Origin of the sequence: Stenotrophomonas sp. TWI1183, assembly GCF_039673115.1 — a bacterium.
Classification (GTDB): Bacteria; Pseudomonadota; Gammaproteobacteria; order Xanthomonadales; family Xanthomonadaceae; genus Stenotrophomonas; species Stenotrophomonas maltophilia_AA.
In genome coordinates, this window is sequence record NZ_JBDJKZ010000012.1 from 94,890 (window position 1) to 118,658 (window position 23,769).

Annotated in this window: 23 protein-coding genes; 11 read left to right on the forward strand and 12 right to left on the reverse strand. The window is 68.2% G+C overall.

Annotated elements, in window-relative coordinates:
• Window positions 1-2: 2 nt before the first annotated feature.
• Window positions 3-692 (reverse strand): glutathione binding-like protein, encoded by a 690-nt coding sequence (locus tag ABE434_RS12575; RefSeq protein WP_179459754.1) that lies wholly within the window; start codon window positions 690-692, stop codon window positions 3-5.
• 108 nt (window positions 693-800) lie between these two features.
• On the opposite strand from ABE434_RS12575, the gene ABE434_RS12580 reads away from it, so the two are divergent.
• From ABE434_RS12580 to ABE434_RS12590, 3 genes are all read left to right on the forward strand, one after another.
• Complete coding sequence (locus ABE434_RS12580) at window positions 801-1,439, forward strand: TIGR00645 family protein (RefSeq protein ID WP_319207443.1); 639 nt, start codon at window positions 801-803, stop codon at window positions 1,437-1,439.
• A gap of 187 nt (window positions 1,440-1,626) precedes the next feature.
• The gene (locus ABE434_RS12585) at window positions 1,627-2,637 is read left to right on the forward strand and encodes an energy transducer TonB (protein WP_346479070.1); all 1,011 of its coding nucleotides are present in this window, start codon (window positions 1,627-1,629) and stop codon (window positions 2,635-2,637) included.
• Between the two features lie 187 nt (window positions 2,638-2,824).
• Window positions 2,825-3,520 (forward strand): transposase, encoded by a 696-nt coding sequence (locus tag ABE434_RS12590; protein ID WP_346479071.1) that lies wholly within the window; start codon window positions 2,825-2,827, stop codon window positions 3,518-3,520.
• Window positions 3,521-3,660: 140 nt separating this feature from the next.
• Here ABE434_RS12590 and ABE434_RS12595 read toward each other — a convergent pair whose 3' ends face one another.
• The 5 genes from ABE434_RS12595 to ABE434_RS12615 form a co-directional block, all read right to left on the reverse strand.
• Window positions 3,661-4,845, reverse strand: a complete 1,185-nt coding sequence (locus tag ABE434_RS12595; protein WP_346479072.1) for an ABC transporter permease — start codon at window positions 4,843-4,845, stop codon at window positions 3,661-3,663.
• Window positions 4,842-5,588: an ATP-binding cassette domain-containing protein gene (locus ABE434_RS12600; protein WP_179459750.1), complete on the reverse strand. Its 747-nt coding sequence runs from the start codon at window positions 5,586-5,588 to the stop codon at window positions 4,842-4,844. Before ABE434_RS12600 ends, ABE434_RS12595 begins: the two co-directional genes overlap by 4 nt.
• 34 nt (window positions 5,589-5,622) lie before the next feature.
• Window positions 5,623-7,140 (reverse strand): alpha/beta hydrolase, encoded by a 1,518-nt coding sequence (locus ABE434_RS12605; RefSeq protein ID WP_346479073.1) that lies wholly within the window; start codon window positions 7,138-7,140, stop codon window positions 5,623-5,625.
• A 67-nt stretch (window positions 7,141-7,207) separates the two neighbouring features.
• Window positions 7,208-8,470 (reverse strand): GGDEF domain-containing protein, encoded by a 1,263-nt coding sequence (locus ABE434_RS12610; protein WP_346479074.1) that lies wholly within the window; start codon window positions 8,468-8,470, stop codon window positions 7,208-7,210.
• Between the two features lie 27 nt (window positions 8,471-8,497).
• Entirely contained in the window at window positions 8,498-9,247 is a 750-nt protein-coding gene (locus tag ABE434_RS12615; RefSeq protein ID WP_346479075.1) for a ferredoxin--NADP reductase, read from the reverse strand.
• 104 nt (window positions 9,248-9,351) lie between these two features.
• Here ABE434_RS12615 and ABE434_RS12620 point away from each other — a divergent pair, with 104 nt between their 5' ends.
• The 4 genes from ABE434_RS12620 to ABE434_RS12635 are packed head-to-tail and all read left to right on the forward strand — an operon-like array spanning window position 9,352 to window position 12,936.
• Window positions 9,352-10,311, forward strand: a complete 960-nt coding sequence (locus ABE434_RS12620; protein WP_176987856.1) for an ABC transporter ATP-binding protein — start codon at window positions 9,352-9,354, stop codon at window positions 10,309-10,311.
• Entirely contained in the window at window positions 10,308-11,108 is an 801-nt protein-coding gene (locus ABE434_RS12625; RefSeq protein ID WP_019185458.1) for an ABC transporter permease, read from the forward strand. Before ABE434_RS12620 ends, ABE434_RS12625 begins: the two co-directional genes overlap by 4 nt.
• The gene (gene panE, locus ABE434_RS12630; protein WP_346479076.1) at window positions 11,108-12,046 is read left to right on the forward strand and encodes a 2-dehydropantoate 2-reductase; all 939 of its coding nucleotides are present in this window, start codon (window positions 11,108-11,110) and stop codon (window positions 12,044-12,046) included. Before ABE434_RS12625 ends, panE begins: the two co-directional genes overlap by 1 nt.
• 2 nt (window positions 12,047-12,048) lie before the next feature.
• The gene (locus ABE434_RS12635; RefSeq protein ID WP_346479077.1) at window positions 12,049-12,936 is read left to right on the forward strand and encodes an epimerase; all 888 of its coding nucleotides are present in this window, start codon (window positions 12,049-12,051) and stop codon (window positions 12,934-12,936) included.
• Window positions 12,937-12,996: 60 nt separating this feature from the next.
• Here ABE434_RS12635 and ABE434_RS12640 read toward each other — a convergent pair whose 3' ends face one another.
• On the reverse strand, window positions 12,997-13,794 hold the full coding sequence (locus ABE434_RS12640; protein ID WP_179459745.1) for a TatD family hydrolase: 798 nt from the start codon (window positions 13,792-13,794) through the stop codon (window positions 12,997-12,999).
• 102 nt (window positions 13,795-13,896) lie between these two features.
• Between ABE434_RS12640 and hrpB the strand changes: the two genes are divergently transcribed.
• Together hrpB and ABE434_RS12650 are read left to right on the forward strand one after the other, a co-directional pair.
• Window positions 13,897-16,401, forward strand: coding sequence for an ATP-dependent helicase HrpB (gene hrpB / locus ABE434_RS12645; protein ID WP_346479078.1), 2,505 nt, complete (start codon window positions 13,897-13,899; stop codon window positions 16,399-16,401).
• Window positions 16,402-16,585: 184 nt separating this feature from the next.
• Complete coding sequence (locus tag ABE434_RS12650; RefSeq protein WP_019185464.1) at window positions 16,586-16,975, forward strand: hypothetical protein; 390 nt, start codon at window positions 16,586-16,588, stop codon at window positions 16,973-16,975.
• 56 nt (window positions 16,976-17,031) lie between these two features.
• On the opposite strand, the gene ABE434_RS12655 is transcribed toward ABE434_RS12650, so the two are convergent.
• The 3 genes from ABE434_RS12655 to ABE434_RS12665 form a co-directional block, all read right to left on the reverse strand.
• On the reverse strand, window positions 17,032-17,574 hold the full coding sequence (locus tag ABE434_RS12655; RefSeq protein ID WP_346479083.1) for a pseudouridine synthase: 543 nt from the start codon (window positions 17,572-17,574) through the stop codon (window positions 17,032-17,034).
• 69 nt (window positions 17,575-17,643) lie between these two features.
• Window positions 17,644-17,904: a hypothetical protein gene (locus ABE434_RS12660; protein ID WP_346479079.1), complete on the reverse strand. Its 261-nt coding sequence runs from the start codon at window positions 17,902-17,904 to the stop codon at window positions 17,644-17,646.
• 70 nt (window positions 17,905-17,974) lie between these two features.
• Entirely contained in the window at window positions 17,975-18,784 is an 810-nt protein-coding gene (locus ABE434_RS12665; protein ID WP_241696387.1) for a methyltransferase, read from the reverse strand.
• 225 nt (window positions 18,785-19,009) lie between these two features.
• Here ABE434_RS12665 and ABE434_RS12670 point away from each other — a divergent pair, with 225 nt between their 5' ends.
• Window positions 19,010-19,969, forward strand: coding sequence for an aldo/keto reductase (locus ABE434_RS12670; RefSeq protein WP_346479080.1), 960 nt, complete (start codon window positions 19,010-19,012; stop codon window positions 19,967-19,969).
• 75 nt (window positions 19,970-20,044) lie between these two features.
• On the opposite strand, the gene ABE434_RS12675 is transcribed toward ABE434_RS12670, so the two are convergent.
• Together ABE434_RS12675 and ABE434_RS12680 are read right to left on the reverse strand one after the other, a co-directional pair.
• Window positions 20,045-20,953 carry an NAD(P)/FAD-dependent oxidoreductase gene (locus ABE434_RS12675; RefSeq protein ID WP_346479081.1) on the reverse strand — a complete coding sequence of 303 codons (909 nt, stop codon included), beginning with the start codon at window positions 20,951-20,953 and terminating at the stop codon, window positions 20,045-20,047.
• Entirely contained in the window at window positions 20,943-21,395 is a 453-nt protein-coding gene (locus ABE434_RS12680; protein WP_319207483.1) for an Rrf2 family transcriptional regulator, read from the reverse strand. Before ABE434_RS12680 ends, ABE434_RS12675 begins: the two co-directional genes overlap by 11 nt.
• A 181-nt stretch (window positions 21,396-21,576) precedes the next feature.
• Between ABE434_RS12680 and ABE434_RS12685 the strand changes: the two genes are divergently transcribed.
• Window positions 21,577-23,709: a methyl-accepting chemotaxis protein gene (locus tag ABE434_RS12685; RefSeq protein WP_346479082.1), complete on the forward strand. Its 2,133-nt coding sequence runs from the start codon at window positions 21,577-21,579 to the stop codon at window positions 23,707-23,709.
• Window positions 23,710-23,769 lie beyond the last annotated feature (60 nt).

The window sequence follows — 23,769 nt, forward strand, 5'->3', positions numbered from 1 at the left end:
CTTCAGCGCTGGCCGAACAGGTGTTTGCGCTCTTCATCGCTGAGCGGCTTGCCGGCCTGCGGGTTCACCTTCTCGCGCAGGGCATAGGCACGCTGGGTGGCCGGGCGTGCTGCGATCGCGTCATGCCAGCGCTTGAGGTTCGGGAAGGCGCTGAAATCGACCGGAAGCGTGTCGTAGGCCCCGATCCAGGGGTAGCTGGCCATGTCGGCGATGCTGTACTCGTCACCGCCGAGGTAGGCGGCCTGCGCCAGGCGTTTGTCCATCACCCCGTGCAGGCGGCGCACTTCGTTGTCGTAGCGCTCGATCGCATAGGGAATCTTGTCGGGCGCGTAGACGTTGAAATGCCCCATCTGGCCGCTCATCGGGCCGAGCCCGGCCATCTGCCAGAACAGCCATTCCAGCACCGCCACCCGGCCACGGCTGTCGGCCGGCAGGAAGCGGCCGGTCTTTTCGGCCAGGTACAGCAGGATCGCGCCGGACTCGAACACGGGCTGCGCGGCCCCGCCATCGGTGGGCTGGTGATCGACCAGGGCCGGCATCTTGTTGTTCGGCGAGATCGCCAGGAAGTCGGGCTTGAACTGGTCCCCGGCACCGATGTTCACCGGCTGGATCCGGTACGGCAGGCCGGTTTCCTCCAGCATCAGCGTGACTTTGTGGCCATTCGGGGTAGGCCAGTAGTACAGGTCGATCATGGCGAGGGCTCGCGCGGAGAGGGAATCCCGAGTCTAGTCCGTCGCTCGGCTTGGCAGGGTCAAGCTGGACCGTTACGCTGCGCCGTCCCCGCAACGCAGCATTCCAGCATGAGTTCGACCCAGACCCCCATCAGTCCCCTGTCCTCCCTGATCTTCGCCTCGCGCTGGCTGCAGCTGCCGCTGTACCTGGGCCTGATCCTGGCGCAATGCGTCTATGTGTTCCTGTTCGGCAAGGAGTTGTGGCACCTGCTGCACCAGGCCAACGAGATGGGCGAGCAGCAGATCATGCTGCTGGTACTGGGCCTGATCGACGTGGTGATGATCTCCAACCTGCTGGTGATGGTGATCGTGGGCGGCTACGAGACCTTCGTGTCGCGCCTGCGCCTGGAGAACCACCCCGACCAGCCGGAGTGGCTGAGCCATGTCAACGCGAGCGTGCTGAAGGTGAAGCTGGCGCTGTCGATCATCGGCATCTCCTCGATCCACCTGCTGAAGACGTTCATTGCGGCGGGCAGCCTTGACTCGCTGCCCGCGTGCAACAGCGATACCTACATCCAGGCGGTCGCCTCCGTCGTGGCCGCGCAGGGTCCGGCCGCGGCCGAGGTCTTCAAGTGCGCCAGTGGGCTGACCTCGACCGGCGTGATGTGGCAGACCATCATCCATGCCGCCTTCATCCTGTCGGCGATCGGCATCGCCTACACCGACAAGCTGATGAACGGCACGCCGAGCAAGGCGCTGTCGCACTGAGGCTTGCCCGGCAGTGGCGGCATCGGTGAGGATGCCCCCTGCCCTGACCGCCTGGCCCCCGGGCCGGGCGGGGTGATGCTAGATTGCACACCTGCGGGTCCGCCATGGGCGTCGGGAAACGTCCATGGCCGTCGGTCGGCCTGACCGCATCAGGCCCTACGTATCGTCGTCTTCAAAGGGGAGTTGGATGTCGCACGTCAAGACTCATGGCCCGGCGCGCCTGTTCGCGCCGATGATCCTGCTGATCGCCCTGTCCGCCTGCTCGGGCAAGGACGACACCGCACCGGCCACGCCTGCGGCACCGGCGGCCCCCACTGCTGCCCCGGCCGCACCGGCGGTGTCGGCCAAGGTCCAGTCGCTGGGCACCGAGGAACTGCGGGAACTGGCCAGCAAGGCGCTGCGCGAGAACCGCATGTATGCCCCGGCCGGCGACAACGCCATCGAGTATTACCTGGCACTGCGCGACAAGACCCCGGATGACGCCTCGGTCAAGAGCGCGCTGACCGATCTGCTGCCCTACACCCTGATCGCCGCCGAGCAGAACCTGGGCCGCGAGGACTTCGCCGAGACCCAGCGACTGGTCGCGCTGATCGAAAAGGTCGACCCGACCGCCCCGGCGCTGCCACGCCTGAAGCAGGGCATCAGCGGCAGCATGCAGACCGCGCTCAAGCGTACCCAGGAAGAGACCGACAAGGTCAAGAAGGACGCCGAGACCCGCGCCAAGCAGCTGGTGGAACAGCAGAAACTGGCCCAGCAGCAGGCCACGGAAGCCGAAGCAGCGAAAAAGATCGCCGCGCAGCAGGAAGCCGCCGCCCGCATCGACAACCAGGACACCGAGCGCCAGGCCGCCGCCCGCCGCGAGGCCGAACAGCGCCAGCAGCAGGCCGCCGCCGCCCAGGCCGCCGCCGCCCGCCAGGCCCCGGCTGCCGCCGCGCCGGCATCGACCCTGCGCCCGGTCAGTACCCCGGCCCCGCGCTACCCGGCCGACGCCCTGCGTTCGGGCACCGCCGGCGAAGTGCTGGTCGAACTGACGGTCGGCACGGACGGCTCGGTGACCGCCGCCCGCGTGCTGCGCGCCACCCCGGCCCGCGTGTTCGACCGCGAAGCACTCAACGCGGTCAAACGCTGGAAGTTTGAACCGGTCGGCGCCCCGGTCACGACCCGCCGCACGCTCGCGTTCGCGCCTGAAGGCGGCTGATCGCAACGCACGATTGGATGACGAAAGGCCCGGCGCGATCCGGGCCTTTTTTAATGGGGACGGAGGTAGTTAATAACAGGGACGGAGGTAGTTAAGCGCACTTCCCTTACCGCGTTCCGCGCCGCCGACCTAGCGCGTTTTGATGTGCGGTTCTGCAGAGTGATGCCTCGCCATCCCGGTTGCGACCATGCCCCGCTCCCCTCGTCTGGTTCTGCCTGGCATTCCCCTCCATGTCATCCAGCGTGGCGTCAATCGCGCTGCGCTGTTCATCGACGACGATGATCGGACCCACTACCTGCGTCTGTTGCGCTCTGCCTGCCGAAGGCATGGCGTCCTGATCCACGCCTTCGTACTGATGGGCAACCACGTGCATCTCCTGGTAACGCCGATGGTGGCCGAAGGGCTGGCTTCAGCGATGCGGAGGTGCGGGCAGAACTACGTCCAGTACTTCAACAAGCGACATGTTCGGAGCGGAACGCTGCTGCAGGGCCGCTTCAAGTCGTGCCTGGTGGATTCCGATGGCTACCTGCTGATGGTCCATCGCTACATAGAATTGAATCCGGTGCGGGCCGCGCTGGTGGCCCTCCCCGAGAGCTATCGATGGTCCAGCGCTCGGGCGTACCTGGGGCTTGAGTACAACCCGATGCTGACACCCCACGCCGGCTACACCGCCCTCGGCGCTACACCGAAAGCCCGCGCAGTGGCTTACAGCCAATGGCTGCAGGCCGGCATCCAACCGCAGGAAAGAGAGCGGATCGTCGCCTACATCGCTCAGGAGCGCGCGTTGGGCAGCGCGCGCTTCCAGGACATGGTGGGGCGGGCATTGCAGAGGTCCGTGGTGTGCAGGCCTGCGGGAAGACCCGTCAAGGAACAGGGCGACTAGCCGGATCTGCGTCAGCGTCCCGAACGCAAAGGAATTGACGGCCACCGGATTAACCACTTCGGATTAACCACCTCCGTCCCTGTTATTAACTACCTCCGTCCCCGTTATGAAGAAGGGCCCCTTGCGGAGCCCTTCGTGCATCAACCCGAGATCGCCAACCGTTCCTGATGGTAACGACGCACGGCGGCGTACCAGAACAGGGCCGCCAGGCCGAAGCCTGCGCCGAGGTAGACCGCCCACATCTGCGGGCTGATCGCTTCGTGGCGGATGATCTTGAGCAGCATCTGGTTCTGCGCCAGGAAGGGCACCGCGAACTGCCAGAGCTCACTCTTGATCGGGTACACCATCAGCGCGTAGCCCGGCAGCATCGGCAGCAGCATCAGCCAGGTCATGTGGCTCTGGGCTTCCTTCATGCTCTTGGCCGCCGCCGACAGGAAGGTCAGCAGCGAGGTGCCGATGAACAGCATCGGCAGCATGATCAGCAGCATCTGCAGCATCGGCAGGAAGCCCATGTTGAGCTGCCGGCCTACCCCACCGGAGGAGAGCTGCGCGCTGATCTTGAAGGCCGCCAGGGTCAACAGCAACGACGCCACACCGACCGCGCAGGCCGCGGCGATCTTGCCGCTGACGATCGCGCTGCGCGGTGCCGGCGTCGCCAGCAGTGGCTCCAGCGATTGCCGCTCGCGCTCGCCCGCGGTGGTGTCCATCACCAGATACGCGCCGCCCAGGAACGAGGTGATGGTCAACAGGATCGGCAACAGCACCGACAGCATCATCCCGCGCTTGGCTTCAGCCGTCGCCAGATCCTGCGCGGCGACATCCAGCGGTCGCGCGACCTGCGGATCGATCCCGCGTGCCAGCAGACGCAGCGCACCGACCTGCTGGCTGTAGCCGCCCAGCGCCGCCTCCAGCCGGCTGCTGGGGATATCGGCCGCACGGCGGGTACTGTCCTTGATGATCTCGACCAGCGCCGGACGGCCCTCCCTCCAGTCCTTGCCGAACGCCGGACTGATCCGCAGCGCCACATCGATGCGCTGGCTGCGGATCGCATCCGTCAGGTCCTTCGGCGCCTCGGTCGCATTGAGACCCTGCGCGGCCAGGAAGCGCACCAGGTTGGGCGCATGCTCGCCGCCGATCATCGGGATGTCCAGCGGCTGCTCGATCTGTGTCTTCACCCGGCTTTCGGCGAGCTTGCTCATGCCCAGGATCAGCACCGGATACAGCAACGGCCCCAGCAGCAGCGTCAGCGCGAGCGTGCGACGGTCACGCGAGAGGTCGCGCAGTTCCTTGCGCATCACGGTCAACAGCGTAGCGAACGAACTCATGCGTGCAATCCTTCTTCGGTACCGATCGCCTTGACGAAGGCATCTTCGAGGTTGCTTTCCCCGGTCTGTGCGCGCAGCTCATCGGCGCTGCCGGCCGCCATCACCGTGCCCTGCGCGATGATCACCACGTGGTCGCAGAGCGCGGCCACCTCCTGCATGATGTGGCTGGAGAAGATCACGCAGCGGCCCTCGTCGCGAAGTCCGCGCAGGAAGCCGCGCAGCGCGCGCGTGGTCATCACGTCCAGGCCGTTGGTCGGCTCATCGAGGATCACGTTGCGCGGATCGTGCACCAGCGCGCGGGCGATCGCGGTCTTGGTGCGCTGTCCCTGCGAGAACCCTTCGGTCTGGCGGTCGAGGATGTCCTCCATCTCCAGCGCCGCCGAGAGTACCTTGGTGCGCTCGCGGATTCGCGCGGCACTCAGGCCGTGCAGCTGGCCGAAATAGGCGATGTTCTCGCGCGCGGTGAGGCGCTTGTAGACGCCGCGCGCGTCCGGCAGCACCGCCAGCTGGCGACGCACCGCGACCGGGTCCACCGCCGCGTCGATGCCATCGACCACGACGCGGCCCTCGTCGGGCTTCATCAGCGTGTACAGCATGCGCATGGTGGTGGTCTTGCCGGCACCGTTGGGGCCGAGCAGGCCGGTGATGCGCCCGTTGTCGGCCTGGAAGCCGACGTTCTGGACGGCATGGATCACGCCGGTCTTGGTCTTGAACGCTTTGTGCAGATGCTCGGCGACGATCATGCGCGCACCTCCCCGGTGCGGTACGAAGTACGGTTCATGGGGCCCATCCGTTGAACGAGGTGAAGGCGGGCACCGGGCTGAGGGTGTCCAGGCAGGTGGCGTCGAGTGATTTCGCGTCAGCGGTGTCGATGAACTGGCCGAGGATGCGCGGCATGCAGCCGGCGTTGATGGTGCCGTGACCCTGTCCCTTGGCGAGCAGGTGGCGCCCCTGGGGCAGCTGCTTGAGCACCTGCTCGGCGTAGCGCGGCGGCGTGACCGGATCGAACTGGCCCGACAACAACAGCACTGGCAGCGTCGAGGCGAACGGCGCGGTGAAATCCTTCGGCCGCGAACCGGCATTCCAGGCCGGGCAGGCCGCGAAGAACATGCGCGCGACTTCCGGGCCCAGCACGCGATCGCCCGCGTCGCCTTCCTTGTAGCGATCGGCATCTTCGGCGCACAGCACCGACCACTGCATGCCACGGTTCATCTGCACGCCCAGCGTGCGGCTGGCCATCTTGCTCAGTGACATCAACGGCGCATAGCGGCCCTGCGCGGCTTCATCCAGCGTGACCGGCAGCAGCGACGACAGCTCGGGCATGTACGAGAACATGAAGGCCAATCCGGTAACCGAATCGGCGGTCAATACATCGCGCTCGGCCTGGCCGGTGCCGGGATTGCGGTAGTCGACCTCGACCGGTGCCTTGGCCAGTGCGGCCATCACGTTGCGCAGCTGGCTGCGGGTATCGACCGGAAAGCGCTTGGCGCAGATCGGATCCTGGCGGCACTGCGCCGATTGCAGGGTGATCGCATCTTCGAACGTGGTGGCGAAATCACCGCCGACCACCAGGTCGTTCGGCACCACGCCATCGATCACCACCGTGCGCGTGTGCTGCGGATAGCGCGCGGCGTACTGCTGTGCCACGCGGGTGCCGTAGGAACCACCGACGAGGTTGACCTTGTCCACGCCCAGCGCCTTGCGCACCGTATCCAGATCACCGATGGCCTCGGTGGTGGTGTAGAAGCGGGTGTCCGCGCGCCCGGTCAGCGACTGCGCGCAGCGGCGGGCGTAGTCTTCGATGAGCGCGGCGCTCGGTGCCGCGTTCTCGTCCAGCGGCAGCTCCTTGCCCTGTGCATCCAGGCAGGTGAGCGGGTTGGACTTGCCGGTGCCGCGCTGATCGATCAGGAAGATGTCGCGCTGCTTGCGCACGTCCCGAAGCGCCATGTTGACCGGGGCGGCGACCTCCGTCGCGGCCTGGCCCGGGCCACCGGCCAGGAAGAAGACCGGGTCGGCCTTGCCCGCGCCGTCATTGCCGGCGTCCAGCCAGGCGATGTTCAAGCCGATCCTGCGACCGTCCGGTGCCGCCGGGTTCTCCGGCACCTGCAGCGTGGCGCACTGCGCCTCGACATTCGCGCTGGCCTGCGCGCTGGTCAGGGTGCAGGGCTGGAACGCGAGCGTGCCGTACAGGCGCTGGGCGGCCGCGGTGCCGGATGCAGCGTCGGGTACCGGCGCGCAGCCGGCACACAGGGCGGCGACCAGCGCGACGGCCAGCCTCAGGTGGTGTGTAGACATCTTCCGTACTTCCCCTTGTTGAAGATCATGTCACCCCGACGCACGGGCGTGGGCGATGTGACTCAACTTACACGGCTGCCCCGGTGCCGGGGAAGGCCGCGGGGGCCAGCGCGCTGATGGTGCGGTCACGGCCCTCGGCCTTGGCCCGGTAAAGCGCCGCATCGGCCTCGCCGAGCAGGCGCGCCAGGTCGCCCGTTCCCTGGTCGATGGCCAGGCCGATGCTGGCCGTCACCCGTACCAGAAGACCGTCGATCCGGGCGGGCGACTCCCGCAGTGCCTGGCGCAGGCGATCGGCGCACTGGCGTGCCTGGTGCGGGTCTGCCCCGGGCAGCAGCAGGACGAACTCTTCACCGCCATAGCGGCCCAGCAGGTGCTCGCGATCGGCCACGCACGCGGCCAGGACGTCGGCGACGTGGCGCAGCACCGCATCGCCGGCCAGATGCCCCCAGCGGTCATTGATCTGCTTGAAGTGATCCACGTCCAGCAGCAGCAGCGCCAGCGGCCTCGGCGGGCGGCGGCTGAGCTGCAGCAGCGTGGCACCGTCGGCGAGCACCGCGCCCCGGTTGAGCAGGCCGGTCAGCACGTCGGTGCGCGCCAGCCGCTGCAGGTCGACCAGCATGCGCTCCACCAGCAGCAGCACCAGCGCGAAGCACCGGGCCAGTTCCAGGATCAGCCCGACCAGATAGGTCGCGAACACCGGCGCCCCGGCGCGCAGGATGTCGTCGCCCGCATCGGGCGCCACCGGCAGGAACAGACGGACCAGGTACAGCAAGGCCTGCGCGGCAAATACCGCAGCCGCCAGCCGGCAGCTGATGCGCTGCGCCGGCGGTGCATGCCGCAGCAGCAACCCCGCCATCCAGCCGTTGAGCAACACCGCGAACACGCTGAACACATCCAGCCGGATGACCAGGCTGGGATGGACGACGAGGAAGAACGCGATCGCCCCGAGGTAGGTGGCCGCCAATGCCAGGGGCTGCCACGCCGGCAGCCGACGGCCAAGATGGCGCGCCACGCCATACAGCATCAGGACGCCGGACAGCGCTACGGCAACGTTGCCGGCCAGGATGCCCGCCACCTGGGGCAGATGGGGCCGCAGCGCGACCAGGGTCAGGCTGACCGACAGCATCCACAGGCTGGCCGTCCACAGCCGCAGGGCCGGTTGCCGCCGCAGCACCAGCAGCAGCAGCGAGAAGCCCATGGCGATGCCCAGGCACAGCAGGAAGCCGAGCACGGCAATGGTGGGGAAATCCAGGGGCATCGTGTCAGCCAGGCGGAAGCGGCGCGCGGCGCATCTTACCGCCGCCCGCACCCCGACGCTGCTGGCGGCCATGCCGGATGGCAGGGCCGCTAGGCACGGTTACTTGCTGCTGACGTACTTCTCGCGCCGCACCTGCGGCGTGGGCAGGCCGGCCGCCTTCAGCAGCTCGAAGGTGGCATCGACCATGTCCGGGTTGCCACAAAGGTAAGCGATGTCGGTCGCCGGGTCCGGGGCGAATTCGGCCAGATGCTGCTGCACGTAGCCATGGCGCACGTCCGGATGCGGGTTTTCCGGCAATTCGCGGGACAGGCACGGCACATAGCGGAAGCCCGGATGGGCAGCCGCGAAGGCGTAGAAGTCCTCGCTGTAGAGCAGTTCGGTCGGCGTGCGGGCGCCCTGCAGCAGGACCACCTCCACGCCGCGCCCGGCCATGGCGGTGGCCAGCAGCGGCAGCATGGAGCGGTACGGGGTGACCCCGGTGCCGGTGGCGATCAGCAGGTAGCGGGCATTGTGGTCGCCCGGCTGCAGGCAGAACCGGCCGAACGGGCCGCTGGCGCTGACGTGGCCGCCGATATCCAGGCCCTCGAACAGGGCCGTGGCGGCGCCGCCGGGGACGAAACTGACCGCGATATCGACCGCTTCGCCCGCGCCGAGGGCGTGGTTGTGAATGGTGGCCAGCGAGTAACTGCGCTTGGTGGCGGTGCCGTCGGCGTACTCGAAATGGACCTGGATGAACTGGCCGGGCTGGAAATCCAGCGGCTGGCCGTCATCACGCAGGAACTGGTAATGGCCGACGGTCGGCGCCAGCATGCGCCGGTCGACCAGTTTGAGGGGGAATTGGGCAGGCACGACTTTTCGGGACAGTGTGTAGCCGGGGCAAGCCCTCGGGGTCTTCTATAATAGCCCCTCCCCGCCCCTATCCAGCGCCAGCCCATAGGCGCGAAGGCAAGAGCTTGGCTTCCCAGAACACTCCCGCGCCCACCGCCGTGCCCGCCCTGCGGGTGCGCGACCTCCGCAAAACCTACGACAACGGCACCCAGGCGCTGAAGGGCGTCTCGCTGGACGTGGCCCCGGGCGACTTCTTCGCCCTGCTGGGCCCCAACGGCGCCGGCAAGTCGACCCTGATCGGCATCATCAGCTCGCTGGTGAACCTCAGCGAGGGCCAGGTCGAGGTCTTCGGCAGCGACCTGGTGCGCAACCGCAGCGCCACCATGCGCCTGATCGGCCTGGTCCCGCAGGAAATCAACTTCAACCTGTTCGAAAAGCCCTTCGACATCCTGGTCAACTACGCCGGCTTCTATGGCGTGGCCCGTGCCGAGGCCGAGAAGATGGCCGAAGAAGAGCTCAAGCGCGCCCACCTGTGGGAGAAGGCGCAGGTGATGAGCCGCACCCTGTCCGGCGGCATGAAGCGCCGGCTGATGATCGCCCGCGCGATGATGACCCGGCCGCGCCTGCTGATCCTGGACGAACCGACCGCCGGCGTGGACATCGAGATCCGCCGCGACATGTGGCGCGTGCTCAAGGAGATCAACGCCGCCGGCACCACGATCATCCTGACCACGCATTACCTGGAAGAAGCCGAGCACCTGTGCCGGAACCTGGCCATCATCAACCATGGCCAGATCGTCACCCAGGGCCCGATGCGCGAACTGCTGGCGAAGCTGGACGTGGAAGGCTTCCTGTTCGACATCGACGGCAGCCTGCCGGCCCAGCTGCCGGAGATCGAAGGCGCGATCCTGATCGCCACCGACAGCCACACGCTGGACGTGGACATGCCGCGCGCGATGGACCTCAACCGGGTGTTTGAAGCCTTGAACGCCGCGGGCATCCGCGTGCGTTCGATGCGCACCAAGAGCAACCGCCTGGAGGAGCTGTTCGTGCGCCTCACCGGCAACCAGGAGAACGTGGCATGAGCAGCACCCCGACCCCGGTCCTGACCGACGGCCAGCGCAACCGCATCGCCCTGATGACCATCGTGCGCCGCGAAGTGGCGCGCATCCTGCGCATCTGGGGCCAGACCCTGGTGCCGCCGGCGATCACCATGACCCTGTACTTCCTGATCTTCGGCGGGCTGATCGGCTCGCGCGTGGGCGAGATGGGCGGCTACAGCTACATGCAGTTCATCGTGCCGGGCCTGGTGATGATGAGCGTGATCCAGAACAGCTACGGCAACATCAGCTCCTCGTTCTTCGGCGCCAAGTTCGGCCGCCACGTCGAAGAGCTGCTGGTCAGCCCGATGCCGAACTGGGTGATCCTGTGGGGCTATGTGTCCGGTGCTGTGCTGCGCGGCCTGATGGTCGGCGTGATCGTGCTGATCATCGCCATGTTCTTCACCCCGGTGCGCATCCCGCATCCGCTGGTGACGCTGACCACGGTGCTGCTGGGCGCGACGATCTTCTCGCTGGCCGGCTTCATCAACGCGGTGTACGCCAAGAAGTTCGATGACGTGGCGATCGTGCCGACCTTCATCCTGACCCCGCTGACCTACCTGGGCGGTGTGTTCTATTCGGTGAAGCTGCTGCCGACCTGGGCCGAAGCCGCTACCCATGCCAACCCGATCTTCTACATGGTCAACGCGTTCCGCTACGGCCTGCTGGGCACCAGCGACGTGCCGTTGTGGGTGGCGTATGCGCTGATGATCGGCTTCGTGGTGGCGCTCACCGCGCTGGCGCTGTGGCTGCTGAAGCGTGGCGTGGGGATGCGCAGCTGATGCGCATCCTGATCCTCGGCGCCGGCGGGACCGGCGGGTACTTCGGTGGTCGCCTGGCCCAGGCCGGCGTGGACGTCACCTTCCTCGTCCGCCCGGCGCGTGCGGCGCAGCTGGCGGGCGAAGGGCTGGTGATCCGCAGCCCGCTGGGCGATGCAACCTTCCCGGTCAAGCACGTCACCGCCGACGCGTTGCCCGCGCTGGCGACGGCCGAGCCGTTCGACCTGGTGATCCTGAGCTGCAAGGCCTACGACCTCGCCAGCTCCATCGAGGCGATCGCCCCCGCGGTCGGCCCGCGCACCACGGTGCTGCCGATCCTCAACGGGCTGCGGCATTACGCCGATCTCGACGCACGCTTCGGCCGCGACGCAGTGCTGGGCGGGCTGTGCTTCATCAGCGCGACCAAGGCCAGCGACGGCGCGGTGGTGCACCTGGCGCCGGCGGCCAAGCTGACCTTCGGCGAGCGCGACGACACCGGCAGCAGCGCGCGCGTGCTGGCGCTGGCGGCGGCCTGCGTGCAGGCGGGCGTGGACCACGTCGCCACCGATGCGATCGGCCAGGAGCAGTGGATCAAGTACACCTTCCTGACCACGCTGGCGGCGGCGACCTGCCTGATGCGCGCCGATGTCGGCACGATCGTGGCGACCGATGACGGCGCGGCGATCGTGCGTGGCCTGTATGACGAGTGCGTGGCGGTGGCCGAGGCGGCCGGCGAGCCGATCCCGGGCAAGGCGCGCGAGATCGCGCTGGCCGCGACCACCCAGACCGGCTCGGCGTTGAAGGCTTCGATGCTGCGCGATCTGGAGGCCGGCCAGCAGGTCGAGGCCGAGCACATCGTCGGCGACATGCTGGTACGGGCACGGGCGGCCGGCCAGGCCGCACCGCTGCTGGCCGTGGCCTATGCGCACCTGCAGGCCTACCAGCAGCAGCGCAAGGGCTGAGCGTGCCGACCGACACCGCACCGGCCCGCGTGCTGGTGCTGGGCTTGGGCTACAGCGGGCGGCACCTGGCCGCCCTGCTGCACGCACAGGGCATTGCCTGCAGCGGCACCGTGCGCGATCCCTCCACCGCACCGGACGATGGTGTGATCCGCCACCGGCTGGCCGAGGGATACCCCATCGATGCGGCGCTGGAGAAGGCGATCCGCAGCGCCGACACGATCCTGTGCAGCATTCCGCCCGATGCCGAGGGTGATCCTGCGCTACGCCTGCTCGGCGAAGCGCTGCAGGATGCGCCCGCGCTGCGCTGGCTGGGCTATTTCTCTTCGACCGCCGTCTACGCCGATCGTGATGGCGGCTGGATCAACCTGCACGCGGCGGCCGATGCCACGGACGACACCGCACTGAAGCGCCTGCGTGCCGAAGGCCAGTGGCAGGCGTTCGCCCAGGCGCGCGGCATCGCCTCGGCGGTATTCCGGCTGCCCGCGCTGTACGGGCGTGGGCGCAACGCGCTTGTGCAGTTGGCGCAGGGCACGGCGCGGCAGGTCGTGCGGCCGGGACAGGTGTTCAACCGGCTGCACGTCGAAGACCTCGCCACCGCAGCGCTGGCAGCGATGCATCGCTCGCAGGAAAACGCGCTGTATCTGCCGGCCGACGATGAACCCGCCCCGTCGCAGGACGTGCTGGCGTATGCGGCGGCACTGAGTGGCGTGCCGCTGCCCGTCGCTCAGGGCTGGGATGACCCGGCCCTTCCTGCCTCGCTGCGGCGTTTCTACAGCAGCAACAAGCGCATCGACAGTCGCGGCACGCGCGAGGCATTGCAGTGGCAGCCGCGGTTCCCGACCTACCGCGAAGGGCTGGCCGATGCGTGGGCCCATGGAGACGGGCGGTAGCCCACGACCGTCGGTCGTGGGTGCCGCGCACCGACACGCGTACCGACCAACGGTCGGTACCTACCGGGTCTGCGGGAACCGGAAGAACGCGCGCGTGGCCGCCGTCGCATTGGCTGCCGTGGCTTCCACGTCCTCGCCACGATCGCGCGCCAGTTCCTCGACGATGTGCGAGAGGAACATCGGCTCGTTGCGGCGGTCCTTGGGCAACGGCTTGAGCGTGCGCGGCAGCAGGTACGGGGCGTCCGTCTCGATCATCAGCCGGTTGGCCGGGATGTGTTTGACCAGCTCGCGCAGGTGCGCGCCGCGGCGCTCATCGCACAACCAGCCGGTGATGCCGATGTACCAGTCCTGGTCCAGGTAGTCGAACAGCTCCTGGCGCTCGCCGGTGAAACAGTGCACCACGGCCGGGCCGAGCTTGCCGTCGAAGTTCTTCATCTGCGCCATGAAATCGGCATGCGCGTCGCGCTGGTGCAGGAACAGCGGCTTGCCGTTCTCCGCGGCCAGCTGCAGCTGACGCTCGAAGGCACGGTGCTGCGCCGGGCGCGGCGAGAAATCACGGAAGTAGTCCAGCCCGCACTCGCCCACGGCGACCACTTCGGCATGCGCATGCAGCGCGCGCATCTCCGCATCGCATTCGTCGGTGTATTCCACCGCATGGTGCGGGTGCACGCCAGCCGTCGCGTACAGGAAGCCGGGATGCTGCCGGGCCAGATCCAGCGCCATCGGCGAATGCTCGCGGCTGGCGCCGGTGATCACCATCTGCACTACCCCGGCCTCGCGCGCACGCGCCAGCACGGCGTCGCGGTCGCGATCGAAGGAGTCGTGGGTGAGGTTGGCGCCGATATCGATCAGTTGCATGGGGGCTACAGGGCAGTGAACCTGCGCATTCTACCGTGCTGCCCGTCGATGCCCCGGCGCGCACGTCTCGCCGCCCTCGCCTGCGCCCCGTATCCTTGCCGCATGACCACCCCGATGTTCCCGATTTCCGTGCTGCTGCCGCAGATCCTGACCACCCTCGGGAGCGGCACACGGCTGGTGCTGGAAGCGCCACCCGGCGCCGGCAAGACCACCCAGGTGCCGCTGGCCCTGCTGGATGCGCCGTGGCTGGAAGGCCGGAAAATCATCATGCTGGAGCCGCGTCGTGTAGCCGCGCGCAGCGCCGCGCAGTTCATGGCGCGGCAGCTCGGTGAGGGCGTCGGTGAGACCGTGGGTTACCGCATCCGCTTCGAGAACAGGATCTCCGCGCGGACCCGCATCGAAGTGGTCACCGAGGGCATCCTGACCCGGATGCTGCAGGACGATCCGCTGCTCGACGGCGTGGGCGCGCTGCTGTTCGATGAATTCCATGAGCGGCACCTGGCAGCCGATCTCGGTCTGGCGCTGGCGCTGGATGTGCAGTCGCAGCTGCGCGAGGACCTGCGCATCGTGGTGATGTCGGCCACGCTCGATGGCGAGCGACTGGCGCAGTTCCTCGATGCGCCGCGCCTGAGCAGCGAAGGCCGCAGCTTCCCGGTGACGGTCGCGCATTTCCCCGCGCGCCGCGACGAGGCACTGGAGCCGCAGGCGCGGCGTGCGGTGGAGCAGGCCCTGGCCGAGCATCCCGGCGACGTGCTGGTGTTCCTGCCCGGCCAGCGCGAGATCGCGCGCGTGCAGACGGCGCTGCAGACCGTGCTCGACCCGGCCGTCCAGGTGCTGCCGCTGCACGGCGAACTGCCGGTGGACCAGCAGTCGCAGGTGCTGCAGCCCGATCCCGGCGGTCGCCGCCGCGTGGTGCTGGCCACCAACGTCGCCGAATCCTCGGTGACCCTCCCCGGCGTGCGCGTGGTGATCGATGCGGGACTGGCGCGCGAGCCGCGCTACGACCCCAACAGCGGCTTTGCGCGCCTGGACGTGGTGAACATCGCGCAGGCCTCGGCCGATCAGCGTGCCGGGCGCGCTGGACGCGTGGCAGAGGGCTGGGCCTGGCGGTTGTGGCCGCAGTCGCAGCGGCTGGAGGCACAGCGACGGCCCGAGATCGCGCAGGTGGAGCTGGCCTCGCTGGCGCTGGAACTGGCTGCGTGGGGCAGTGACGACCTGCGCTTCGTCGATACACCGCCCGCCGGTGCCCTGGCCGCCGCGCGGGAGCTGCTGCAGCGCCTGGGCGCGCTCAGCGACAGCGGCACGCTGACCCCGCTGGGCCGGCGCATGCTGACCCTCGGCACGCATCCGCGGCTGGCGGCGATGCTGATGGCGGCAGGCAAGGGTGTCGAACAGGCACTCGCCTGCGATCTGGCCGCGCTGGTGGAAGCGCGCGATCCCCTGCGCCAGGGCGGTGACGCACTCGCGGCGCGGTGGCGCGCACTGGCCGCGTTCCGCCAGGGGCGCGCACCGCACGACGCGAACCGCGGTGGCCTGGCCACGATCGATGCCGCGAGCAGACAATGGCGGCGACGCCTGCGGTGTGATGCCGCGCCGCCGTCCTCGGTCGAAGCGCATCAACTCGGTGACCTGCTCGCACATGCTTTCCCGGACCGGATCGCCGCCCGCCATCCCACCGATCCGCTGCGCTACCTGCTGGCCAACGGCCGCAGCGCGCGCCTGTTCGATCCCAGCGATCTGCGCGGCGAGCCGTGGCTGGTGGCGGTGGAACTGCGCTACGAAGCACGCGACGCGTTGCTGCTGCGCGCCGCGCCGGTGGATGAGAACCGCCTGCGCCGTGACTTCCCGGAGCGCTTCACGCAGGACGACGTGGTGCGTTGGGACGGTGAAAAGCGAGCGCTGGTCGCCCGCCGTGAGACCCGGTTCGATCGCATCGTGCTGGACAGCCGCTCGGCCGGCCGCGTGGACCCCGCCCACGCCGCGAAAGCCCTGACCGACGCCGTCGCCGAACTCGGCCTGGATGCCTTGCCGTGGACGGAGGGCCTGCGCCAATGGCAGGCGCGTGCGCTGGCCGTGCGCGCGTGGATGCCGGAACTGGATCTGCCGGACACCTCCGATGCGGCCCTGGTGGCGACGCTGCCGACGTGGCTGACGCCTGCGTTCAACGGCAAGACGCGCCTGGATGCCCTTGATGAATCCACCCTCGGTGAAGCGTTGAAGTCGCCGCTGCCCTGGGCGCAACGCCAGCTGGTCGATCGCCACGCACCGGTCCGCATTGCCGTGCCTTCGGGCATGGAACGTCCGATCCACTACGCGCTCGACGCCGATGGCATCACGCCGCAGGCGCCGGTGCTGGCGGTCAAACTGCAGGAACTGTTCGGCCTGAGCGATACCCCGCGCATCGCCGACGGCCGCATTCCGCTCACGCTGCATCTGCTCTCCCCCGGCGGGCGCCCGCTGCAGGTCACCCAGGACCTGCGCAATTTCTGGGCGAACACCTACGCGGAAGTGAAGAAGGAAATGAAGGGCCGCTACCCGCGCCACCCGTGGCCGGACGACCCGTGGACGGCCAACGCGACCCACCGGGCGAAACCGCGCGGCACCTGAGCACGCCCCACCGCCACCGTCACCGGATACGCGCATTCATGGCTGGCGCCTGACCGTGCCGCGTCCAAGCCCGCCTCCACCGGTGGGGAGCGGCTACAGTCGTGATGCGGTCGTAGCAGGCGGATGACGCCCCGTACACGGCCCAGGCGACACACTGGAACAGAACCTCAGGCAAGGACCCCCCATGAGCAGATTGACTGTGATTACCGACCGCGCCCTCGAGCGCGCCCTGGACATCGCCAGCACCGCTGGTGACGGCCTCAAGCATGCCGGCAGCAACCTGCGCCACTTCGGCCCACAGGCCACCGACTGGATCAAGACGGGCGCCGCACTCGGCGCGGTCAAGACCGGCAGCAAAGTGGCCGCCAAGGTGGTGCGCCGCAATCCGGCCGTGACCATCGCAGCCGCGGCCGTCGGCGTGGGCCTGCTGGGCTACGCGCTGTACCGCAAGCAGCAGAAGAAGAAGCTTGCCAACGGTGGCGTGGTGAACGGCCAGGCGCAGCGCATCAGCGCCCGCAACCGCCGCAACGACACCGTGGTGGATGAGACCAGCGATATCGGCAGCGACGCCTGATCCGCTGACGCATCACCGCATGCGTATCGAAACCGCCGGTGTCCACCGGCGGTTTTTTAGTGTCCGATCTCCCGCCACTGCCCGGGTTGCAGGTCGCCGATCGCATGCTCGCCCATCGAGACACGTACCAGCCGCAGCGTCGGCAGTCCGACCGCGGCGGTCATGCGGCGTACCTGCCGGTTGCGGCCCTCGCGCAGGGTGATGGCCAGCCAGGCATCGGGCACCGTCTTGCGGAAGCGGACCGGCGGCGTGCGCGGCCACAGCCCGGGCGGCGATTCCAACCGTTCGACACCCGCCGGCAAGGTAGGCCCATCGTTGAGCAGCACGCCACGGCGCAGCGCCTGCACCTGTTCATCGGTCACCGTGCCTTCCACCTGCACCCAATAGGTCTTGTCGGCCTTGTGGCGCGGATCGGTCAACTGGTGCGCCAGGCCGCCATCATCGGTGAGCAGCAGCAGGCCTTCACTGTCGTAGTCCAGCCGACCGGCCGCATACACCGCCGGCGGCAACCCGAAGCCGGCCAGGGTCGCGCGCGGCGGCTGGCTGCGGTCGGTGAACTGGCACAGCACGTTGAACGGTTTGTTGAAGGCGATCAGCATCGAGGCAACAGCGGCGGTGGGATGGCCCATTGTCCCATCCCCGTGGCGCCGCCGCGATCCGCCCGATCGTCAGCCGATGACGTTCATCTTGAGCAGGAAGTAGATGAGCACCAGCACCACGCCACAGACATTGGCGATGCGGGCTTCACGTGCCCAGCGCCCCGTGGCGGGCGCGTTGAACGCGCTGCGTCCATCCAGCGCAGCGCCCGTGAACAGCAGCCCGAAGCCGGCCGCCCCCATCAGGTCGTAGCCGTGCTGCCCGTAAAACACGAAATCAACGACCTTGATCAGCGTCATCGCCGCAAGACCGACCAACAGCAGCTTCTTCAATGGTGCATTCCTTGCCGTCCCTGGAGCGCGCGGGCAATGGCCCGCGTGCCGTGTCTCACGCGCGGGTTTCTTACTTGCCCGGCTTCACGAAGCGCAGCGTCATGCGGTCGCTTTCGCCGATCGCCTGGTACTTGGCCTCGTCGGCCGCGTCATGCTGGTTCGTCGGCGGCAGCGTCCACACACCGTTCGGGTAATCCTTGGTGTCGCGCGGATTGGTATTGATCTCGCTGCTGCCCGCCAGTTCGAAACCGGCAGCCTTGGCCATCGCGATCACCTGCTGCTGGCCCACGTAACCGGTCTTGTCGTCGGCCGGCACGTCGGCCTTGGCACGGTGTTCCACCACGCCGAGCACGCCGCCCGGCTTGAGCACCGAGAAGAAGCCTTTGAACATGCCCTCGGCCTGGCCGCTGCTGCGCCAGTTGTGCACGTTGCGGAAGGTCAGCACCACATCGGCCGAGTTGGCCGGGCCGAACACCGGGGCCTTCGGGTCATAGGCGACTACGCGGCTCTTGCCGAACACCGCGGCGTCACCGGCGAACTTCTTTTCAAGTCCCTCGCGGCTGCGCTGCTGGTAATCGCGGCCACGCCCTTCCGCCACGGCCATCGGATCGACCACGGCGGCTACGTACTGGCCCTTCTCATGCAGCAGCGGCGCCAGGATCTCCGAGTACCAACCGTTGCCCGGGGTGATCTCGATGACGGTCTGGCCCGGCGCAACGCCGAAGAACGACAGGGTCTGTGCCGGATGGCGGTACGCATCGCGCTTGACGTTGGCCGGATCGCGGCGGCTGTCCTGCACGGCCTTCTGCACGGCCGGGGTGATCGCGACCTGCGCGTTCGGGCCGGCGGGCTTGATGGCCATCGCGGGCGCGGCAAGCATCAGGGTGGAGACAGTGAACAGGCAGGCACAGGTCAACGAACGGGCTTTCATCGGCGGGGCTTCCGGTAGCGGGATGCGGCGAGACTAGCAGCCAAGCGTGCACAGGTGTTCACAAAACGTTAGTGCGGCGCAGCAATCCGGAACACTGTTTTGTGCCTGCTGCCGCAACGCTGTCACCACGCCGGCCGTATCCTGTGGAAACGATTCCCAGGGAGAACATCACCCATGACTGCTACGCGCGAACTCGGTCGTTCCGGCCTCCATGTCGCCCCCATCGCCTTCGGCGGCAATGTCTTCGGCTGGAGTGCGGACGAGAAGACCTCCTTCGCCCTGCTCGATGCGTTCGTCGATGCCGGCTTCAACCTGGTCGATACCGCCGATGCGTATTCGGCGTGGGTGCCCGGCAACCAGGGCGGTGAATCGGAAACCATCCTGGGCCGATGGTTCAAGCACAGTGGCAAGCGTGACAAGGTGGTGCTGGCGACCAAGGTAGCCAAGTGGGCCGAGCGCCCCGGCCTGTCCGCCGACAACATCACCGCCGCGGTGGAAGACTCGCTGCGCCGCCTGCAGACCGATGTGATCGATCTGTACCAGGCGCACGAAGATGACGAATCCACCCCGCTGGAAACCACGCTGGCCGCCTTCGGCCGCCTGATCGAACAGGGCAAGGTGCGTGCGATCGGCGCCTCCAATTACACCGCCGAGCGCCTGCGCGACGCCTTGAAGGTCTCGGCGGACTACAAACTGCCGCGCTATGAAACGCTGCAGCCGGAGTACAACCTGTACGACCGCGCCGGTTACGAGGCCGGGCTGGAAGCGGTGGTGCGCGAGGCGCAGCTGGGCGTGATCAGCTATTACTCGCTGGCCAGCGGCTTCCTCAGTGGCAAGTACCGCAGCGCCGCCGATGCGGCCAAGAGCAGCGCGCGCGGCCAGAAAGTGGTGGACACGTACGTCAATCCGCGTGGGCTGCGCATCCTGACGGCGCTGGACGACGTGGCCAGCACGCATGGCGTGAGCCCGTCGCAGATCGCGATCGCCTGGTTGATCGCACGCCCGGGCATCACCGCACCGATCGTGAGTGCGACCAGTGTCGAGCAGTTGAAGGATGTGCTGGCCGCCGCGAACGTCGCGCTGTCGGCGCAGGAGGTGCAGCAGCTGGATGCGGCGAGCGCCGAACAGGCCTGAACCCGACGTTCTCTGTTACGGACAGCCGCCGCAGGGCGGCTGTTTCTGTTTCCGGCCGGGCCGGGCGCCCTCGCCTCAGCGACTGGCGCGGCTGTCCTCGGCGACCAGCGCGTGGTGCAGGCTCACGCCGGCGCGTACGCCTTCGGCGCTGGCCAGGCTGATGTTACCGACCAGCGTGGCATCGCCCGCCGCGTAGATGCCGGGCACGCTGGTCTGCTTGCCGGCGTCGACCTGGACCAGCACGCCGATCGGACTCTCTTCCAGCGAGCAGCCGAGCTGTTCGACCAGCGGTGTCGCCATCTGCTGCCGCGCGGTGACGAACAGCGCACGCAGTTCGACCCGGCGCCCATCCGCGAGCACGGCGGCACTCAGGGCCGGCGCCTCGCCTTCCAACCCGACCACGGCGGCGTGTTCGATGCTGACACCGCGGTGCTGCAGGGCCGCGAGTTCCTCGGGCGCCAGGGTCATGCCGTGCGTGAACAGGGTGACCTCGCCCCAGTCGGCGAGCAGCGCGGCCATCGTGGCCGACTTCTCGTGTCCACCCAGCAGGCCGATCGCCCCGCCGCCGATTTCATAGCCATGGCAGTACGGGCAGTGCACCACGCTGTGGCCCCAGCGTTCGGCCAGGCCGGGCAGGTCAGGCAGTTCGTCGCGGATGCCGGTCGCCAGCAGCAGCTTGCGCGTGGCCCAGGTGTCGCCGTTTTCGGTAGCCACCACGAAGCCATCGACCGTCGGTTGCGCGCGGGTCGCGGTGTCGCTGATCCAGCGCACGGTGGGATAGTCGAGCAGCTGCGCCTTCGCGTTGCGCAGCAGCTCGGCGCCGGCGATGCCGTCCTGGCCGAGCACCCCGTGCGAATGCGCGGCGAAGCGGTTGCGCGGCAGACCGCTGTCGATCACCAGCACGTCGCGGCGGGCGCGGGCCAGGATCAGCGCGGCGGACAGGCCGGCGAAACTGCCGCCGACGACAATCGCATCAAACGTCATGGGGAACTCCTGCAGCGTGGTGGGCCAGGTGGCGGGCGAATTCGTCGCCCAGCGTGGCCAGGGTGGTGTCGCGAAGGCGGGCCTCGAGCAGGGCCTGGGCCTGGCGGTAACTGTCGTCGAGCGCTTCGTTGACCACGCGCTGCACCGGGCAGCCGCGGCCGGTCTCGCGCGCACCGGTGTGCAGAAGCGCGGGCGCACCGATGGCGAGATAGACGTCGTGCAGGGTGATCTCCGCCGGCGGCCGGGCCAGTTGGCTGCCGCCACCGTGGCCACGCACGGTGGTCACCAGGCCGCCCTTGTGCAGGGCCGACAACAGGCGCCGGATCACTACCGGATGGGTCGGCAGGCAGGTGGCGAGCTGCTCGGAGGTGCGCGGGCCGTCCTGGCCGACCAGATGGGCCATGACGTGGAGCGCGTCGGAGAACTGGTTGCTGGATTTCATGTAACAATGATAGTTACATATTAGTTGCCTGTCCAGTCCTGTTTCGTTCCATGTGTGACCAAAATTCATCTACACGCCATCGTCACAACATTTAATGGAACGGTAACCGTGATTGGCGTCGCACTTCAGCCTGTTCCTTACAGACCGATACCGCATCGCCCTTCCTTACTTTTGATCTCTCATGACGTCCTCCGCATCGGCGCGTCCACGCGCCTTGAGTCTTCAATTCAAACTGCTGGGCGCGCTGTCGCTCGGCCTGGTCATCATCGTGCTGGCCGCCTTGGCGGGGCTGGGTTCTGCCTGGCGCAACCTCTCGGCCGAGGTGCCGGTCGAGGTCGCCCGGCAGGCACAGGCCGAGCTGCTGCAGCGCGAGTTCCGCCTGCAGGTGCAGGAGTGGAAGAACGTGCTGATCCGCGGTGCGGACGCTGCACAGCGCGAACGCCACCTGGCGGCATTCGATGCGGAAGGACGCCGCATCGAAGCGTTGGCCGGCACGCTCGCCACCAGCCGCGATGAACAGACGCGCACGCTGGCCCACCAGTTCCTGGCCGAGCACCGTGCGCTGGAGGCCCGCTACCGCGGCGCGCTGGAGGCGTTCGCGGCCAGTGGCTATGACACCCAGGCCGGCGACGCGCTGGTGCTCGGGGCCGACCGCGCCGTGGGCACCACGCTGGATGCGCTGGCCGCGCGCGCCAGCGAACGTGCCACGTTCGAAACCCATGCCACCTCCGAGCGCGCGCGCGCCGCGCTGGTGGCATCGGCCGTCACCACGGCGCTGGCCGCCGTGGTGCTGATGGGGGTGTTGGCGGTGTGGCTGCGACGCGCCGTGATCGCCCCGGTGGTCGCTGTGGAAGCCGCCGCCCGTGCCGTCGCCCGTGGCGATCTGGAGCATGCGGTGGTGGTGCGCAGCCGCGATGAGATCGGCCGCCTTGGCACGGCCATGGCCGAGGTCACCCAGACCCTCAAGGCCGTGCTGGCTGCACAGGCGACGATGGCGCAGCGCCACGATGCGGGCGAGATCAGTTACCGCATGGATGCGTCCGTGTTCCCTGGCGGCTATGGCCAGATGGTGCGCGACACCAACACCCTGGTCGCCAACCACATCCAGGTGAAGCTGCGGGCGATCGAGATCATGGGCCATTACGCGGTTGGTGACCTGTCGGTGGACATGGAACGCCTGCCCGGCGAGAAGGCGGTGATCACCCAGGCGCTGGATACGGCCAAGGCCAACCTCGGTGCGATCAATGCCGAGATCAAGCGGCTGGCCGCAGCGGCCGCCGTGGGCGATTTCAGCCAGCGGGGCGATGAAGCGCGCTACCAGCACGACTTCGGCGAGATGGTGGGCGGCCTCAACCGGCTGATGCAGACCACCGAGCAGGATCTGGGCGAGGTCTCGCGCGTGCTGCAGGCGATCGCCGGGGGTGATCTCAGCGCGCGCATGCACGGTGATTTCCACGGCGTGTTCGCGCGCATGCGCGATGACATGGCGCGCACCACCGGCCAGCTGACCACGATCGTCGGCGACATCAAGCAGGCCGCGCAGTCGATCCAGACCGCGGCCGGCGAGATCGCCGCGGGCAACAGTGACCTGTCGCGCCGTACCGAGCAGCAGGCGGCCAATCTGGAAGAGACCGCCGCTTCGATGGAAGAGCTGACCTCCACCGTGCGCCAGAACGCCGAGCACGCGCGACAGGCCAACCAGCTCTCGATCAGCGCCGCGTCCGTCGCTTCGCAGGGTGGTGAGGTGGTCGGCCAAGTGGTCACCACCATGAGCGCCATCCAGTCCTCCTCGCGCCAGATCGCCGAGATCATCAGCGTCATCGACGGCATCGCGTTCCAGACCAACATCCTCGCACTCAACGCCGCCGTGGAAGCGGCGCGCGCCGGTGAGCAGGGCCGTGGTTTCGCGGTGGTCGCCAGCGAAGTGCGTACCCTCGCGCAGCGCTCGGCGGGTGCTGCCAAGGAGATCAAGGCCCTGATCGATCAGTCCGTGGCCGATGTCGACAGTGGCGCGGCATTGGTCCAGCAGGCCGGGCAGACCATGGGCGAGATCGTCGGCAGCGTGCAGCGCGTCACCGACATCATGGCCGACATCGCCGCCGCGTCGCAGGAGCAGTCGGCCGGCATCGAGCAGGTCAACCAGACCGTCGTGCAGATGGACGAAACCACGCAGCAGAACGCCGCACTGGTCGAGGAAGCCTCGGCGGCGGCGCGCAGCATGGAAGAGCAGGCCGTCGCCTTGAATGCGGCGGTGGATGTGTTCGTGCTGGATGCGGGACGCGCTGCGGTGGGCCGATTGGCCCGCGCCGCGTGATGCAGCCGTAGGGCAGGCCCGGGTGGGGCCACCCAGTTAAACGGGGCGCCGCCAAAATGC

Excerpts from the sequence above, each read along its gene's own strand:
- ABE434_RS12575 (WP_179459754.1), bottom strand. The coding sequence starts at position 692 with ATGATCGACCTGTACTACTGGCCTACCCCGAATGGCCACAAAGTCACG.
- ABE434_RS12580 (WP_319207443.1), top strand. The coding sequence starts at position 801 with ATGAGTTCGACCCAGACCCCCATCAGTCCCCTGTCCTCCCTGATCTTC.
- ABE434_RS12585 (WP_346479070.1), top strand. The coding sequence starts at position 1,627 with ATGTCGCACGTCAAGACTCATGGCCCGGCGCGCCTGTTCGCGCCGATG.
- ABE434_RS12590 (WP_346479071.1), top strand. The coding sequence starts at position 2,825 with ATGCCCCGCTCCCCTCGTCTGGTTCTGCCTGGCATTCCCCTCCATGTC.
- ABE434_RS12595 (WP_346479072.1), bottom strand. The coding sequence starts at position 4,845 with ATGAGTTCGTTCGCTACGCTGTTGACCGTGATGCGCAAGGAACTGCGC.
- ABE434_RS12600 (WP_179459750.1), bottom strand. The coding sequence starts at position 5,588 with ATGATCGTCGCCGAGCATCTGCACAAAGCGTTCAAGACCAAGACCGGC.
- ABE434_RS12605 (WP_346479073.1), bottom strand. The coding sequence starts at position 7,140 with ATGTCTACACACCACCTGAGGCTGGCCGTCGCGCTGGTCGCCGCCCTG.
- ABE434_RS12610 (WP_346479074.1), bottom strand. The coding sequence starts at position 8,470 with ATGGCCGCCAGCAGCGTCGGGGTGCGGGCGGCGGTAAGATGCGCCGCG.
- ABE434_RS12625 (WP_019185458.1), top strand. The coding sequence starts at position 10,308 with ATGAGCAGCACCCCGACCCCGGTCCTGACCGACGGCCAGCGCAACCGC.
- panE (WP_346479076.1), top strand. The coding sequence starts at position 11,108 with ATGCGCATCCTGATCCTCGGCGCCGGCGGGACCGGCGGGTACTTCGGT.
- ABE434_RS12640 (WP_179459745.1), bottom strand. The coding sequence starts at position 13,794 with ATGCAACTGATCGATATCGGCGCCAACCTCACCCACGACTCCTTCGAT.
- hrpB (WP_346479078.1), top strand. The coding sequence starts at position 13,897 with ATGACCACCCCGATGTTCCCGATTTCCGTGCTGCTGCCGCAGATCCTG.
- ABE434_RS12650 (WP_019185464.1), top strand. The coding sequence starts at position 16,586 with ATGAGCAGATTGACTGTGATTACCGACCGCGCCCTCGAGCGCGCCCTG.
- ABE434_RS12655 (WP_346479083.1), bottom strand. The coding sequence starts at position 17,574 with ATGCTGATCGCCTTCAACAAACCGTTCAACGTGCTGTGCCAGTTCACC.
- ABE434_RS12665 (WP_241696387.1), bottom strand. The coding sequence starts at position 18,784 with ATGCTTGCCGCGCCCGCGATGGCCATCAAGCCCGCCGGCCCGAACGCG.
- ABE434_RS12670 (WP_346479080.1), top strand. The coding sequence starts at position 19,010 with ATGACTGCTACGCGCGAACTCGGTCGTTCCGGCCTCCATGTCGCCCCC.
- ABE434_RS12675 (WP_346479081.1), bottom strand. The coding sequence starts at position 20,953 with ATGACGTTTGATGCGATTGTCGTCGGCGGCAGTTTCGCCGGCCTGTCC.
- ABE434_RS12680 (WP_319207483.1), bottom strand. The coding sequence starts at position 21,395 with ATGAAATCCAGCAACCAGTTCTCCGACGCGCTCCACGTCATGGCCCAT.
- ABE434_RS12685 (WP_346479082.1), top strand. The coding sequence starts at position 21,577 with ATGACGTCCTCCGCATCGGCGCGTCCACGCGCCTTGAGTCTTCAATTC.